Here is a 15,339-nt window from a genome sequence, read left to right as displayed (position 1 = left end):
TCCAACCCTACCGCCGCACCCGCTCGTGCGCGGTGAGCAACAGGTGATCGAATTCCGTGCGAACGCCCACGGCGGCCTGCGTCACGGTGCTCATCTCGGCGATCAATTGGGCGGCCAGCGCACGCAGCTTCACGTTGGTTTCCTGGGAACGCCAGCTCAGCACGCGAAACGCCTGTTCCGCGCTGACGCCGTAAACCAGCATCAACGCGCCCTTGGCCTGTTCGATGACCGCGCGCGCCTCGTACAGCTCCGGCAGCGTGTCGTCCAGCGTCTCCTGTCGATGCTCCTCGAGTGTTTCGGTGACATCGACGTAGTAGCCCGCGGTGCCGACCACCTCGCCGGATTCGTCGGCCATCCGGTCGGCCACCACGATGATGTGGTGCACGACCCCCTTCGTGTCGATGATCCGGTGCCTGCTGGAGAACGGTTCGGCGGTCTCGATGGACTTCGCCAGCCGCGTGGCGACTTGATCGCGATCGTCGGGGTGCTTGTGGGAGAGCAACAATTCCGTCGTCGGGCGCACCGTTCCCGGCGAGTACCCGTGCATCACGGCAACCTCGTCCGACCACTCCCACCGCTCGTCCGCGAACCAGAACCGGAAACTGCCGACATTCTGCGGCGTTCCCATACCGATCACCCGGTTCAGCACGAACGCGTCGCCGGGCGGCATCGACCCACTCTCCGTCACAGGAAAAGTATCCGTCTTCGCCGGGCACGCGGCGAGCAGATCGGCCTCGCCGAGGACTATCGGCCCCTCTTCTCAGGCCGGTACGGCGGTGGTCGCGCGACGCCAGCTGCGATGCCTGGCCAGCACGTCGGCGAACGTGTCGACGAAGTCGCCCGGCAGCGCGCCGCCGCTCGACTCGGTGGTGATCACCCCGTGTTCGATGCCGAGATCGCGATCTGTCGGCGCGTCGGGGACGATCCCGGAGATGCGCAGCACCGAGACGCCCGCGCCGAAGGCCGCGACGGCCTTCGCGTGCTTGAACGCCTCCAGCACGAAATGCACCGCGGAACCGTTGCGCGCCAACGTCTCCGCCGCCGCGGAGCCACCCGCGACGACGACGCCGTCGTAGAGCACGGAGGCGGCGGTGACCAGCGCCCGATCGACGGCGAGCTGATCGCCGTCGGATCCGTCACCCCTGATCGCGCCACCGTGCAGGCCGAGCACCTCGACGATCGCGCCGCGTTCGGTCAGCGCCGTGCGCAGCGCCCGCACCCCGGCCGCGTCGACGCCGTCGGCGGCGAGTACCGCGATCTTGCGGGTCTGGATCGTGTCCATCGCGGTGTTGGCCTGGGACAGCGCCGGTGAGACGAATGCGTCGGTGGTGTCGACGTCGAGCGCGGGGGCGGAGACGCCCAGCTTGCCCGCCACCCGCACCGCCAGCGCGGAGTCGATGCGGACCAGATGCTCCATGACCCGTTCGCGGATCTCCGGTCGCCCGACTTTGCCCAGTTCGAAGGCGAACGCGTCGATGATGTGTTCGGCCTCGGGCGGTGACATGCTCCGCCAGAACATCCTCGGCTGCCGGTAGTGCTCCTTGAAGCTCTCCGCGCGTTTGCGCAGCGCCTGACCGTCGATCTGTTGCGGGTAATGCTGGAACGCACCGGAATCGGCCAGGAACGGGCAGCCGCCGCCGATGCTGTTCTTGGTGTAGGCCGCCTGGCCCCCTGGGATCGCGTGCTGGCCGTAGCCGTCCTGCTGGTGATTGCGGACCTCGGCCACCGGCCGGTTGATCGGCAGCTGGGCGAAATTGGGACCGCCGAGCCGGATCAGCTGGGTGTCCAAGTAGGAGAAATTGCGCAGCTGGAGCAGGGGGTCGTTGGTGAAGTCGATGCCGGGCACCAGGTTCGCGGTGTGGAAGGCGACCTGTTCGGTCTCGGCGAAGAAGTTGTCCGGATTGCGGTCGAGCACCATCCGCCCGACCGGCCGGACCGGGACCTGCTCCTCGGGAATGAGCTTGGTCGCGTCGAGCAGGTCGAAATCGAAGTCGAATTCGCGCTCCTCGGGCACCAGCTGGACGCCGAGCTCCCATTCGGGATACTGGCCTGCCTCGATGCAATCCCAGAGATCGCGGCGGTTGAAATCGGGGTCGCGTCCGGCGATCTGCTGACATTCGTCCCACACCAGGGAGTGCACGCCGAGCAGCGGCTTCCAGTGGAACTTGACGAAGGTGCCCTTGCCGCGCGCGTCGACCAAGCGGAAGGTGTGCACACCGAAGCCCTGCATCATCCGGTAGCTGCGCGGCAACGCCCGGTCCGACATCAGCCACATGATGGCGTGCAGCGTCTCGGGTTGCAGCGAGACGAAGTCCCACAGGGTGTCGTGCGCCGAGGCGGCCTGCGGAATTTCGTTGTGCGGTTCGGGTTTCACCGCGTGCACGAAATCGGGGAACTTGATGCCGTCCTGGATGAAGAACACCGGGAAGTTGTTCCCGACCAGATCGTAATTGCCCTGCGCGGTATAGAATTTCGTGGCGAAACCGCGCACGTCGCGCACCGTGTCGGCGGAGCCGCGGGATCCGGCGACGGTGGAGAACCGAACGAAGACAGGGGTGCGCACGCGGGGGTCGGTGAGGAACGTGGCCGTCGTGACGTCGGACAGCGCGTTGTCGTAGGGCTGGAAGTGTCCGTAGGCGCCCGCGCCGCGGGCGTGCACCACGCGCTCGGGGATGCGCTCGTGATCGAAGTGGGTGATCTTCTCCCGCGCGTGGAAATCGTCCATCAGGGTGGGGCCGCGGTCCCCGGCGGCCAGCGCGTCGTCGGTGCTCTCGACGCGCACGCCCTGCTGGGTCGTCAGATAACCGCGCTCCCGGTCGACCCGGTGTGCGTCGAGCTGTCGCTGCTTGGGATCGGCGCCGGATCTGCCCGCGCCGTTGCCCGATCGCTCGTCCACTGGTCTCCTCCTGCCCTGCTGTCGATCCCTCTCGTCCCGCCGACTGCCCGCATTCGATGCGGGTAAACCGAGCTCATCGAGCCTTTCGCGGCCGCCGCCCTGCACCGAAAGCGCGCGACGCTCCGTTTGCGGGCCGCTCGGGCGGGCATATCTCGCACATATCGCCGACGGCACGCCCGGTCCGTGGTCGCGCCGGGTGACGTCGTGCGCCCGTCCTCGCACCGAACGGAGCAGCCGTGAAGATCGCCCTGGTTTCCGAACACGTCAGTCCGCTCGCGGATCCCGGCGGCGGCGCGGGCGGTCAACAAGTGCACGTCGCGGCACTCTCGGCGGCACTGACCCGCGCCGGGCACCGGGTCACGGTGTACACCCGGCGCGACGACCCGCACATCAGGACCGAGGTGACGACCAGGGACGGATACCGCGTCGTGCACGTCCCCGCCGGACCGCCGCGGCCGCTCAGCGGCGACCGGACGCTGCCCCACCTCGGCGAATTCGGCACCTTCCTGCGCAAGCACTGGGCGCGCGACACCCCCGATCTGGTGCACGCGCACTTCTGGATCTCCGCGCTCGCCGCCGAACTGGCGGCCAGGGCGCACGACATCCCGGTGGTGGTGACCTTCCACGCGCTCGGCACCGTCGAGCGCCGCCACCACGGGCTGGCCGACACCAGCCCGCGCTCGCGGATCCGATTCGAGCGGCTCATCGCCACCAGGGCCGCGCACGTGCTGGCGACCAGCGCCGACGAGGCCATCGAACTGGTCAGGATGGGCGTGCCGCGCTTCCGTATCTCGGTGGCGCCGTGCGGCGTCGACCTCGCGGCATTCCGTCCCGAGGGAGCCGCCGCCGCCCGCAAGGCGCGTCACCGGCTCTTCGCGGCCGGACGACTGGTGCGCAGGAAGGGTTTCGACCTCGCGGTGCGCGCGTTGCCCGGCCTGCCCGAGACCGAACTGGTGATCGCGGGCGGTGCGGTGGGTGATGACGTGGACGACGACGCCGAGTTCAAGCGGCTGCGCCGGATCGCCACGGAATGTGGTGTGCACGAACGGGTTCGGCTGCTCGGCCAGGTGTCGCACAGCGCCATGCCCCGGCTCTACCGCTCGGCCGACGTGGTGCTGTGCACGCCGTGGTACGAGCCGTTCGCCCTGGTGCCCCTGGAGGCGATGGCCTGTCGCAAGCCGGTGGTGACGACCGCGGTCGGCGGGATGCTCGACACGGTGGTCGACGGCGTCACCGGCAGGTTCGTCGCCCCGGCCGAACCCGAGGCCGTTGCCCGCGCGGTGCGCCCGCTGCTCGAGGACGAGACGCTGCGCGAAACCTGGGGTGCGGCGGGCTGGCAACGGGCGCGCAGCCGCTACTCCTGGGATCGCGTGGCCGCAGCCACGATGGCGGCCTACCGCCGCGCCGCGCCCGCGCGTGCCGCGGTCGTCACGGGTGCGGCCGGCTCCGGGCGCGCCACCGCCACGGCGCGATGAACCACGTAAGGACGAACAGCGCCGCGGTGACGACGCCCGCGACCACCGCCGCGGTGGTGCCCGCAACGACGTCGACCACGAGGATCAACGCTCCTATCAGTGCGACGCCGAGCAGCGCAACCCCCGCCATGGCGCACTGGTGCGCGGCCGCGACGACATTGCCGAGCCGATGCCTGCGGAACAGAATGCGATGCCAGGAAACCGGTGCCACGAGGAACACCGTCGCGCCGAACGCCGCGCAGACGGTCACCAGATAGAGCACCCGCATCTGGTGCGACAACGCCGCGAACCCGGCTTGGAACGGCAGCAGCAGCAACGCGCCGATGAGGAACTGCACACCGGTCTGCACGACGCGCAACTCCTGGATCAGGCTGGCCCAGTTGCGGTCCAGTCGTTCGAGCTCGGTTTCGTCCCTGCCCTCGTCGTGGTGTCGACCCGCACGATCCGAGGTGTCGTCATCGTCGGGCACGGGCGGTCTTCCGGCGATGCCCCCTCGGCAGCCCGGACTTCTTCGTGTCGCCGCGCCGGGTGGTCTTCGGCATCTCACCACCCCTTCCGCATCGGTACCCTCACGGTCGTCTCCCGACCCGCTGCACGCCATCGCATACCCGCTCAGCCCCTGATTAACCGGGTATCGGCCGGGTACCACCGCAACATGGTCGCCACCATGGACGAACTGCTGCACGCGCTGACCCGCGCCGCGAACACCCTGCACGAGGCGGAGATCAGGTTCGCGGTGGCCGGCGGCTGCGCGGTGTACGCCCGCGGCGGTCCCACCTCGGATCACGACGTGGATCTGTTCGTGAAACCGGCCGATATCTCGCAGGCCATCCAAGCGCTCGCCAAGGCGGGGCTGCGGGTGTGCGAGCCGCCCGAGGATTGGCTGTCCAAGGTCTATGACGGCGACACCCTCGTCGATGTCATCTACCGGCCCAACTGCCGGGACGTCACCGACGAGTTGCTCGACCGGGCGACGGTCATGCGGGTCGGCCCCACGGTGGCGCCGGTGATCAGCGCGACCGATCTGATGATCGACAAATTGCTCGTCTTCGACGCGCACCGCTTGGATCTGAGCCCGCTGCTGCACATCGCGCGGGATCTGCGCGAGCAGGTCGATTGGGCCGTGGTGCGCAGTCAGACGAAGGAATCGCCATATGCCCGAGCCTTTCTCGGCCTGGTCGACGACCTCGGCATCACCGATGCGGGCTGGACCGGCGCAGGGCATCGGGCTCGAGAAGAAAGCTGAGCCGATGGAGAAACCCCAGTATCTCGTCGCCCGTCTGCGCCGCGCACTCGCCGAGGACCCGCGCACCGCCGAACTCGGTGTACAGGTCACCATCCGCGGCGAGGTGGTGGTGCTCGACGGCGAAGTGACGAGCGCCCATTGCAAACAGCAGATGGAGAAGGTGGTGCGCGAGCAACTGCCCGGCGTGGTCATCCACAACGACGTGCACGTCACGGTGCCCACCGCGCCGACCGGAACCGAACACCTGTCGTCGCAGGAAGGGAGCTGACGCCATGCGGATCGCCGCGGTAGGCGACGTACATCTGGGAGCCGAATCCTCCGGCCAGCTGCGACCCGTGCTCCGCGAACTCCCCCTGCGCGCCGACGTGCTCCTGCTCGCCGGAGACCTCACCAGGCACGGCACGCTGGACGAGGCGCGCGTGGTGGCGACGGAGTTCACCGACCTCGGCGTGCCCGTGATCGCCGTGCTCGGCAACCACGACCACCACAGCGACGCCCAGGACGACATCACCGCCCTGCTCACCGACTACGGCATCACCGTGCTCGAGGGCAGTTCGACCACCGTGTCGATCGACGGGCAGACCCTCGGGGTGGCGGGCACGAAGGGCTTCGGCGGTGGGTTCGCGGGCAAGTGCGCCAGCGTCTTCGGCGAGCGGGTGATGCGCGAATTCGCCTGCCACACGGTGGCACTCGCCGATTCGCTGCGCGGCGCACTGGCCGAGCTGGACACCGACGTCACCATCGTGCTGACGCACTACTCTCCGGTCAGCGACACCCTGCACGGCGAGCCGAGAGAGATCTACCCGTTCCTCGGTTCCTATCTGCTCGGCGAGCCGATCGACGAGTTCGGCGCGGATCTGGCGCTGCACGGCCACGCGCACGCGGGCACCGAGCGCGGAACCACACCGGGCGGCATCAGGGTGCGCAATGTCGCCGAGCCGGTGATCCGGGCGGCCTACGCCATCTACGAGCTGGAACCGGCCAGGCAGCGGGCCGTCACCACCTGATACGCCCGGCGCGGCGAGGCGGCCAGGTTTCGGGCGGGGCTGCTGGGGCACACGGGCCGTATGGAAGCTCCGACGATCACTTCGAACGGGGCGACCGGACCGCTGAACGTCCTGGTGTGGCACGCGCACAGCCCTTGGATGACAGCATTCGTCCAGGGCGGGCATCGCTATCTGGTGCCCTATGACGCACGCCGCGGTGAATGGGCGCGTGGCCGGTGCGGTCGTCCCTGGCCCGCGAACGCGGTCGACATCGCACCCGCCGACCTGGTCGACACCGACATCGATCTCGTTGTTCTGCAACGCCCGAGGGAAATCGATCTCGCGCACGAATGGCTCGGCCGCGCGCCGGGCACCGACGTGCCCGCGGTGTACGTCGAACACAACACTCCGCACCAGCACGCGGCGCTGACCAGGCATCCGCTCGCGGGCCGCTCCGACATCCCGCTGGTGCACGTCACCCAGTTCAACCGGCTGATGTGGGACAACGGCCGGTGCCCGAGCATGGTGATCCCCTACGGGATTCCCGATCCCGGCCACCTGTACACCGGTGAACTGCCACGGGCGGCGACGATCATCCACGATCCGGTGCGCCGCTGCCGGATCACCGGCACCGATCTGCTCGCGCCGCTCTCCGACGCCGCGCCGATCGATGTCTACGGTTCCGGCACCGAACGGCTGGCCGACGCGCTGCACTGTCCAGCCGATCGAATCGCAGGCGCGGGCGATCTCGCCCAGGACCGGCTGCACGAAGAGCTGGCCCGCCGCCGCGTGTTCCTGCATGTGCCGCGCTGGATGTCGCTGGGCATGTCGGTGCTGGAGGCGATGTATCTCGGCATGCCGATCGTGGCGCTCGGCACCACCGAGGTCTCCGCCTCGATTCCGCCCGAGGCCGGGGTGGTCTCGACCGAGCCCGCGATACTCGCCGAGGCGGTCCGCCAGTTCGTGCACGAGCCGATGTTCGCCGAATTGGCGGGCAAGGCGGCACGGCAGTGGGCCCAAGCCAATTTCGGTCTCGCCGAGTTCTTGCACACCTGGGATCGGCTGTTCGGCACTCTCGTCGGCGATCGCCACAGCACGTCCATCGGCTGACGCCGCTCGGCCGGACTGATTGCCTTGTGATTTCCGGGGTATCCGTCGAACGGCGCCCGTCCGAGGGTTGGACCGGAAGGAGACCGCTATGCGTGCCGAGAACCACGACAAATCGCCCAAAGGTGAGTTCCCAGACCACCATCGGACCACGCGTACCCACGCGGGCGAGGCGATCGAGGACACCAAGAATTGGCCGGGAATCGTCCTGGTCGGCCTCGGCATCGTCCTCGTCGCGCTGACGCTCACCGCCGCGGGCTATGGCTACGAGGGCTGGGCGGTGGTCGCGGGCATCGCCGCGGTGCTGAGCATCGTCGTCGGCGCGGCCATGGTCTTCGCCGAGCACAAGCGCGTCCAGAAGAAGCAGAGCGGCGCGCTCTACGACGACCGCGGGCATTGATCGCACCACCTCACCGACGGGGTGCGCGGAAGGAAACACGATGACATTCAACGGAACTCGACTGCTCGGCCGGAGCTCGATCGCGGTGGCGGGACTGGTGATCGCCGGTTCGCTCGTCGCGGGATGCGGCGGCGACGGCGACACCCCTCTGGTGCCTGCCACCCCCACCGAGGGCAGCGTCTCGCTGACCATCCCGTCACCGACCAGCGCCGAGGTGCCGAATCCCGACGAGGTGACACCGGCCGCGGCCGCGCAGCTGTGCGACATGATGCGCGCGGAGGTCGGCAACTGGAAAGAGCAGGGTGCGGTCGTCGGCCGGGTCAGCTTCAACGCCACCGTGCACAACTGGGCGATACGCAACGGAGGGCTCAACGACGCGGTGATCGCCGATCAGACCATCATCGACACCGCGACCATCCAGCAGTGCCCCGACGTGCGTCAGCAGGTGATGGAGGCGCTGGACATCGATGATCTCGCCTCCGGCCTCGCCGGTTTCTGAACCGCCCCGAAACAGGAGTTCCGATGAGAATGCGTAGTTTCGCCGTCGCGGCGCTGGCATCGACCGCGGTGTTCGCGGTAGGCTGTGCGGAAGCCGAGAAAGCCGTGAACAAGGGCGGCGACACGCCGTGCAACGAGTTCGTCGAGCAGGACGCGGACAAGCAGCGAACCACCGTCACGAAGTTCCTGGAACAGGAGCGCAGCGGTCAGGAGGCGCCGGACGACCAGATGGTCGACGCCGCCATCGCCTCGATCGAATTGATGTGCACCGCGCAGGCCAATCCGGACACGCCCATCCGGAAAGCAGATCTGACCGGCATTTTCGTTCCGAAGTGAGCCGGGACATGACGGGATCACGCACCGCCGCTCACGAGAAGCTCGCCCGGTCAGCGCCGGGTTTCGGGCCGAGTCGATGGGCTATCTCCCGACTATGACCTCCCTGTGGTTGAACGACGCCCAAGTACCGGCGCGGCTGCGGCTCACGCCCGGATCGCGCTACGACACCGTCGTGATCGGCGCGGGGATCACCGGTCTCGTGACGGCGCTACTGTTGGCCCAGAACGGCATTCAGGTCGCGGTGGTCGAGGGCAGGCGCGTCGGGGTCGGGACGACCGGGGGCACGACCGGAAAGATCAGTCTGCTCCAGGGAACTCGCGCGCAGCACATCGCCGGACGCCACGGCATCGGCGTCTTGGCGGAGTACCTCGCCGCGAATCGCGACGGGCAGGACTGGCTGTTGCGGTTCTGCGAAGAGCGCGGGATCGCGTATCAGCACAGCGCGGCGGTCACCTACGCCCAGTCCGAAAGCGAAAAACACACTGTACGAGCCGAATTCGATGCGACGAGGGCAGCGGGACTGCCGACCGAGCTGGTCGACGAGCTCGACACGCCGTTCCCGGCCTACGGCGGGGTTCGGCTCGTCGAGCAGGCGCAGATCGATCCGATGACCGTGCTGGCCGCGCTCGCCGCCGAGGTCGAGGCGCACACCGCCCCGATCTACGAATCGACTCGCGCGCAAGGGGTGCGCGGCGAGGACGGCAGGCTGGTCGTCCAGACCGAACACGGCGACCTGACCGCGGACAAGGTCGTGCTGGCCACCGGGACCCCGATTCTGGACCGCGGCGGGTTCTTCGCGCGACTCACGGCCGAGCGTTCGTATCTCGCGGCGTTCCGTACGCCGGAGCCGGTCCCGCACGATATGTACATCAGCGCGGGACAGCCCATCCGCTCGGTGCGCTACCATCCGACACCCGAGGGCGATCTGCTGCTGGTCGGCGGCAGCGGGCACGCGGTCGGGCGGACCGACGCCGCGGCCGCGCACGCCGACGAACTGCTGGACTGGACCGCCACGTGGTTCCCCGGTGCGGAAGTGCTGCACCGCTGGTCCGCCCAGGATTATCACCCGGTGGGCGAATTGCCCTACGTCGGTCCGTTGCTGCCGGGCCGGGACGACATCCTGGTCGCCACCGGTTACGCCAAATGGGGCCTCACCAACGGCGTGGCCGCCGCACTCGCGCTGGAGGGCAGGCTCAACGGCAAGCCGCCGCCTTGGTCCACCACGTTCGCCACCTGGCAGCCCGCCGAACTGCGTTCGCTGCTCTCCGGCGCACGAGCGAACACCGCCGTTGTCCAACAGCTCTCGACGGGATGGCTGCACATGATCGGCGGCGGCAAGGCCGCCGTACCCGAGGAGGGCTGCGGCCGCGTCGAGCGCCGCGGGCTGGTTCCTTCGGGGATCTGCACCGTCGACGGCATCACCACCGAGGTCTCGGCCATCTGCCCGCACCTGTACGGCATCCTGCGGTGGAACGACGCGGAACGGTCCTGGGACTGCCCGCTACACGGCTCGCGCTTCGCGCCGGACGGCACGGTGCTGGAGGGGCCCGCCACCAAGCCGCTCGCGCGCCGAGCGGTGCTGCGCGAGGACATGTAGCGCCACCCGCGGGGTCACGAAGTAAGCGTCGGCGGGTCGATCGAGCAGTTGCGCGAGAGTCCGTTCGAAGATTCCGTGCCGGGGTCCCACCAGGGTGCGAGCACCATGACGTAAGCGGGTGGACTCCCCGCACCCCGGACTCGCCCCAGGCATCGTGAGATGCTGCTGACATGGTGTTCGACGAGCAACAACGAGCGCGCATTCGGGAAGCCCTGATCGCCGCTGCGGAAACCGACGTGCGCATCACCGCGGCCGCAGTCACCGGATCGGTGGCCCTCGGCCGCGAAGACCGCTGGTCCGATATCGATCTCGCGTTCCGGCTGTCCGCCGACGCCGACGAAACCGACGTTGTCGCCGACTGGACTCGGCGCATGTACGACGACTTCGATGTCGTCGACCATCTCGACGTTTTTCGAGGCAGGACCCGCTTCCGGGTGTTCCTGCGCGCCGACAGCCTGCAGATAGATCTTGCTTTCTGGGCCACCGAACTCGAATTCGGCACGCTGCCGGCATTTCACCTCGTCTATGGTGACGGCGGTCCTCATCCGGCCCGCCCGGATCCCGACGCCGCGCAGGTCATCGGCACCGGCTGGTTGTATGCCCTGCACGCTCGATCGTCCCTGGCGCGCGGTCGAATCTGGCAGGCCCAGCACATGCTCGACGGGCTACGCGAGCAGGTGCTCGTTCTCGCGTGCCTGCGGAACCACACCAACCCGGTGCAAGCCCGCGGTCACGACGATCTGCCCGCCGAACTGCTCACCGACCTGCAGACCACCCTTGTCACCGGCCTCGACCCGGCACGGCTGCACGCCGCCTTCGACGCATTGGTCCGCGCCTTGCTCACCGAGACTGCCCACGTCGATCCAGAACGTGCGCAACGCATTACGCCAAGTCTCGATCTCATGCGCAGGTAGGGAACGGGTAGGCTCAGCCAGCAGCCGGCTTGTAGCTCGCCGGGTGAGTGTGACCGTGAACCTCCTAGGTCGCGACCGCGTGTGCGCATCCCTCCCACCAGAGGTGTACCAGTGACTGCACTGTCTGTTCGGGCAGACCCAGCGACGGAAGCTGGCGTGCCAGAGCGCTTTCCTCGAACTGCCGACGCTCACGCAGCTTTTCGGCGCGCCTGGTGTCCAGCAGCGGCAGGCTCAGAATTCGGCCGGTTTTCGCTCGATCGGGCGGGCGGTGTCGAGGATGGTGTCGACGGTCTCCGCGACGGTGAGCTCCGATGTGTCGAGCCACAGCCCGAGCCGGGGTGTGGTGTCCCGCAGTGCGGCGTCGAGTGCCGCGACCGTGAACGTGTCGTAGGCGTCCTTGCCGCGCGCCGCCTCGCGGGCGGCGATCGCCTCGCGGCTCGGTGCGAGCACCACCACGTACAGCGGATCGGTGCGGATCCGGTCGACGGTGTACGGCAGGAACTCGCCGAGCACCACGTCTTGCAGGACCGCGGTGAAGCCCGCGGCGGCGTACTCGTCGGCGACCGACGCGGCGAGCCGGTGGCGCAGCCGAAGCTGATCGAGCGCGGCCGCCGACGGCTCCTGGCTCATCTCCGCACGGCCGCTCACCACGAATCTGCGGAAGGTGTCCCCGCGCACGTGCGCCGAACGGGGCAGGCGCTCGGCGAGCGCTTGCGCCACCGTGGATTTGCCCGCGGCTTGAATACCGGTGATCAGATAGACGGCGGAGGCCATCCGGCCATGATCGCAGACCTCAGGCCGGCTCGGCGGTAAGGGTGATGGTGGTCCAGGCGCCGACGTGGACGCGGTCGCCGCTGCGCAGCGCGACCGGCTGCTCCGCGGGGATGAGATCATCGCTGTCGTTGAGGCTGGTGCCGTTGGTGGAGCCCAGATCGGTGACGGTGAGACCGGTCGGGGTCAGATGCAGCAGCGCGTGGGCGCGGGAGACGCCCGCGTCGGCGGGAGCGATGCCGAGATCGATATCGGGGTGCAGACCCTGTGAGACGCTGCGCTTGCCGATCAGGATCTCGCTGCCCTGCAAGGTGATTCGGCGCGGCGGATAGTGGGCGGGAAACTCGACGCGGTCCGCGTCGGGCCCCTCGCGCGCCAGCACGCGGTTGTAGAAGGCGCGGTCGGCGGTGACCGTGGCGATCCACGTCACCGGCGATACCCGCACCGTCGCGGGCTCGGCGGCCACCGATCTCGACTCGCGCGGGGACGGGTCGGGTGCGGGCGGATCGGGCAACGGCGACAGGGCCGAATCGTGACCGCAGGCCTCGCAGAATCGTCCACCGCTCGGCGCGCCGCAGGCCGGGCAGCGCGGCGCGGCCACCGTCGTCGGCGGCTCCCCGACCGGCGCTCCGCACACATCGCAGTAGTCGAGCGCCGTCGAACGGTGTCCTTCGGGGCAGGTCACCATCAGGACTCCTTGCGGACCCGCGCGGTCTTGGTCGAGCGAGCGTCCAACGCCATCTCGTCGGCGGCCGCGACGCGGGACCGCAGCCGGACGGTGCCGTTGCGCTCGTCCACCTCGACCACCCCGCGCAACAGCTTCGCGGTGCTCTCGTTGCCCGATTCCGCGGCCAGCTGCACCGCGCGCCGCAATTTGGCCGTCGCCGTCTCCACATCGCCGTTCTTACGGGCTGCCAGACCCTCCTGTACGGCGTCGGCCAACTCGGCCTGGCCGGTGTAATGCGCCACGCGCCTGCTGATCCGGGCCGACAGCTCGGTCTCGGTGGTCCACACCGCCCGCACCAGCCCCTGCCCGACCACCTCGTCGCCGGCGAGCACGCTGACCCGCGCCGCGAGCTTCTCCCGGCCCGGCGCGGCGGGCTCCACCCGCACCTGCACGTGATAATCGCGCTCCTCGGCGCCCCACGCACCGAGCGGATACTCACCCACCTGCGCACCCGCCTCGACGCGGCGGGCCGTGAGATCCTCGATGGCGGGCGCGACCTGCTTGACGAAACGCACCGTCGCCCCGGCCGGAGTCCACACACGCAGCGTCAGTTCGGGAATCGCCTTCGCCATCGCGTTGTGGGTCATCGCCGTGAAATCGGCGGCCAGGTGCGCGGGATCGGCGACGATGTCGACGGTGCCGTGCAACGCCGAGGCGATGGCGCGCAATTCGTCCACCCGCCAATCGGTTCCGACACCGCGACAGTCACAGGTGAACACGCCCTCGGACTGGGCGATCTCGGCGGCCAGGGATTCCGGGGACTCGTGCTCGTTCTTGCCGTCGGTGAGCAGGATGGCGTGCACCATGGCGCCTTCGTGCTTCTTGGCCAGCTGCCGGGCCAAGCCGAGCCAGGTGCCCATGGCGGTGCCACCGTCGGCGCGCAGCTTGTCGAGCTTTCGGCGCGCCGCCGCGCGTGTGTTCGCGTCCGCGGGCAGCGAGGGCACGTCGGTGGGAAAGACCAGGCGGGCCATGGACGTGCCCTGCACGATCGCGAAGCGGGTGCCGTCGGGCAGCGCGTCCAGCGCCGCCATGGCGGCGCCGCGGGCGCCTTCGAGCTTCTTGGCGTTGCCCATCGATCCCGAACAGTCGATGATCAGGATCTCCACCCGCTCCGGCGGCGGCCCGGCGGCGACGAAATCGGCGCCGGTCTCCACGGTGACCACCGCGTCGACCGTGCTCACGCCTTCCGCGAGGTACTCGTTCTGGTCGACGATCACCGAGATGCCGTTGTCGGCAACAGAATTCACAGTACTTCTCCTGGCTGGTCGATCAGGGCACCCGCGCGAGCGCGACGGTGATGTTGTCGCTGCCCCCGCTGCGCAGGGCGAATTCGACGAGGTCGCGGGCCGCCCGCATCGGCTCGGCCGCTGTCGCCAGCGCGGCGAGCCCGTGCGCGTCGGGCTGGTAGTTCCACAGTCCGTCGCTGCACAGCAGGAGCAGGCCGGGACCTCGGGTGCGGAAGGCGCGCACGCAGGTGTCCGACCAGGGACGTTCGCCGGAGTCCGCGCCGAGCCAGCGCAACAGCGTGTGCGCCCTGGGGTCCTTCATGGCGGTCTGCTCGTCCATCGCGCCCGCGTCGACCAGGGCCTGAGCCCACGAGTCGTCGACGGTGAGCCGTTGCGAGGGCGGGATGTCGGGCGCGCCGGGTGCGGGCACGAGCCAATACGCGCGGCTGTCACCGACATTCGCGACCGTGATCTCGACCGTGTCGGCGTCGTAGCCGCGCACGATCGCCGAGACGTACGTGCAGGAGGGAGCGTGGGTCTCGTCCTCCGCGATATCGCGGACCGCTTGTGCCGCGGCGGCCAGTCCGGCCAGCGCGGCATCGGGCGCGTCGCGGCCTTCGGCGAGCGCGGTGAGCGCCGCGTCCACACCCGAGCGGGACGCCGTGCCGGAGGCGGCCTGCGGATCCTCGGAGGTGGAGACGCCGTCGCACACCACGATGACGACGGTTTGCGGCCCGGCGGCGCCGTCCACCACGGCGGCGGCGACCGAGTCCTCGTTGCGCGCGTGCGCGATGCCGCGGTCGGTGGCCACGCACACCGCGCCCAAATCGGCCTCGAAACGGTCACGCGGGGCCAGCAATTGGCCGCAGCCGCGACAGTAGCCGTCGGCGTCGTACTGCTGCGCGCCGCACGCGTCGCACGGGCGCGGCGGCGCGGACTCGGATTCCGGGTGCGGCAGCGCGACCCGGCGCGCGCCGAGTTCGCGACCGCAGGCTTCGCAGTACCGATCGGTGACCGAGACGCTCTCCTGGCAGTCAGGGCAGCGCGGCGAGGTAGGCGGCGGCGCGGCGGGCGTCGCCAGTGGCATGGTCGGCACGGTGTCCGCCGGGGAGGTCGTAGGGGCGCTCACAGATGGGGTCACGTCGGCACTCACGGTCGAA

General features: G+C 69.3%; 17 protein-coding genes. 10 read left to right on the top strand and 7 right to left on the bottom strand.

The features are described from left to right. Positions 1–7 precede the first annotated feature (7 nt). Together AC3EO7_RS22015 and AC3EO7_RS22010 are read right to left on the bottom strand one after the other, a co-directional pair. Positions 8–688: a PAS and ANTAR domain-containing protein gene (locus AC3EO7_RS22015; RefSeq protein ID WP_431965588.1), complete on the bottom strand. Its 681-nt coding sequence runs from the start codon at positions 686–688 to the stop codon at positions 8–10. Between the two features lie 72 nt (positions 689–760). Further along, the gene (locus tag AC3EO7_RS22010) at positions 761–2,896 is read right to left on the bottom strand and encodes a catalase (protein WP_431965586.1); all 2,136 of its coding nucleotides are present in this window, start codon (positions 2,894–2,896) and stop codon (positions 761–763) included. Between the two features lie 236 nt (positions 2,897–3,132). Here AC3EO7_RS22010 and AC3EO7_RS22005 point away from each other — a divergent pair, with 236 nt between their 5' ends. Beyond that, entirely contained in the window at positions 3,133–4,371 is a 1,239-nt protein-coding gene (locus AC3EO7_RS22005) for a glycosyltransferase (RefSeq protein ID WP_431965584.1), read from the top strand. Here AC3EO7_RS22005 and AC3EO7_RS22000 read toward each other — a convergent pair. Next, positions 4,325–4,840 carry a DUF6328 family protein gene (locus tag AC3EO7_RS22000; protein ID WP_431965582.1) on the bottom strand — a complete coding sequence of 172 codons (516 nt, stop codon included), beginning with the start codon at positions 4,838–4,840 and terminating at the stop codon, positions 4,325–4,327. The genes AC3EO7_RS22005 and AC3EO7_RS22000 overlap by 47 nt on opposite strands. Positions 4,841–5,026: 186 nt before the next feature. Between AC3EO7_RS22000 and AC3EO7_RS21995 the strand changes: the two genes are divergently transcribed. The 9 genes from AC3EO7_RS21995 (at position 5,027) to AC3EO7_RS21955 (ending at position 11,455) form a co-directional block, all read left to right on the top strand. Continuing rightward, on the top strand, positions 5,027–5,617 hold the full coding sequence (locus AC3EO7_RS21995) for a nucleotidyltransferase family protein (RefSeq protein ID WP_431965580.1): 591 nt from the start codon (positions 5,027–5,029) through the stop codon (positions 5,615–5,617). Positions 5,618–5,621: 4 nt separating this feature from the next. Next, positions 5,622–5,885, top strand: a complete 264-nt coding sequence (locus tag AC3EO7_RS21990; RefSeq protein ID WP_431965579.1) for a BON domain-containing protein — start codon at positions 5,622–5,624, stop codon at positions 5,883–5,885. A 4-nt stretch (positions 5,886–5,889) separates the two neighbouring features. After that, positions 5,890–6,624 (top strand): metallophosphoesterase family protein, encoded by a 735-nt coding sequence (locus tag AC3EO7_RS21985; RefSeq protein ID WP_431965577.1) that lies wholly within the window; start codon positions 5,890–5,892, stop codon positions 6,622–6,624. Positions 6,625–6,762: 138 nt separating this feature from the next. Beyond that, the gene (locus AC3EO7_RS21980; protein ID WP_435592278.1) at positions 6,763–7,713 is read left to right on the top strand and encodes a glycosyltransferase; all 951 of its coding nucleotides are present in this window, start codon (positions 6,763–6,765) and stop codon (positions 7,711–7,713) included. A gap of 88 nt (positions 7,714–7,801) precedes the next feature. Continuing rightward, positions 7,802–8,110: a hypothetical protein gene (locus tag AC3EO7_RS21975; protein WP_431965573.1), complete on the top strand. Its 309-nt coding sequence runs from the start codon at positions 7,802–7,804 to the stop codon at positions 8,108–8,110. A 40-nt stretch (positions 8,111–8,150) separates the two neighbouring features. Then, complete coding sequence (locus tag AC3EO7_RS21970) at positions 8,151–8,609, top strand: hypothetical protein (protein ID WP_431965571.1); 459 nt, start codon at positions 8,151–8,153, stop codon at positions 8,607–8,609. A 23-nt stretch (positions 8,610–8,632) separates the two neighbouring features. Further along, positions 8,633–8,944: a hypothetical protein gene (locus AC3EO7_RS21965; RefSeq protein ID WP_435592277.1), complete on the top strand. Its 312-nt coding sequence runs from the start codon at positions 8,633–8,635 to the stop codon at positions 8,942–8,944. Between the two features lie 94 nt (positions 8,945–9,038). Further along, entirely contained in the window at positions 9,039–10,541 is a 1,503-nt protein-coding gene (locus AC3EO7_RS21960; protein ID WP_435592276.1) for an FAD-dependent oxidoreductase, read from the top strand. A 170-nt stretch (positions 10,542–10,711) separates the two neighbouring features. Next, positions 10,712–11,455, top strand: a complete 744-nt coding sequence (locus tag AC3EO7_RS21955; protein WP_435592275.1) for a hypothetical protein — start codon at positions 10,712–10,714, stop codon at positions 11,453–11,455. A gap of 231 nt (positions 11,456–11,686) precedes the next feature. Here AC3EO7_RS21955 and AC3EO7_RS21950 read toward each other — a convergent pair whose 3' ends face one another. Genes AC3EO7_RS21950 through AC3EO7_RS21935 form a run of 4 tightly spaced genes read right to left on the bottom strand, consistent with a single transcriptional unit; the run spans position 11,687 to position 15,266 of the window. Further along, the gene (locus AC3EO7_RS21950; protein WP_431965526.1) at positions 11,687–12,229 is read right to left on the bottom strand and encodes an AAA family ATPase; all 543 of its coding nucleotides are present in this window, start codon (positions 12,227–12,229) and stop codon (positions 11,687–11,689) included. Positions 12,230–12,248: 19 nt separating this feature from the next. After that, positions 12,249–12,914, bottom strand: coding sequence for a double zinc ribbon and FHA domain-containing protein (locus AC3EO7_RS21945; protein WP_435592274.1), 666 nt, complete (start codon positions 12,912–12,914; stop codon positions 12,249–12,251). After that, positions 12,914–14,200, bottom strand: coding sequence for a vWA domain-containing protein (locus tag AC3EO7_RS21940; RefSeq protein ID WP_435592273.1), 1,287 nt, complete (start codon positions 14,198–14,200; stop codon positions 12,914–12,916). Before AC3EO7_RS21940 ends, AC3EO7_RS21945 begins: the two co-directional genes overlap by 1 nt. Before the next feature lie 22 nt (positions 14,201–14,222). Then, the gene (locus AC3EO7_RS21935; protein ID WP_435592272.1) at positions 14,223–15,266 is read right to left on the bottom strand and encodes a phosphatase; all 1,044 of its coding nucleotides are present in this window, start codon (positions 15,264–15,266) and stop codon (positions 14,223–14,225) included. Between the last annotated feature and the right edge of the window lie 73 nt (positions 15,267–15,339).

The sequence above is a fragment of the Nocardia sp. bgisy118 genome, from assembly GCF_057708605.1.
This window is presented reverse-complemented; position numbering and strand designations above follow the sequence as displayed.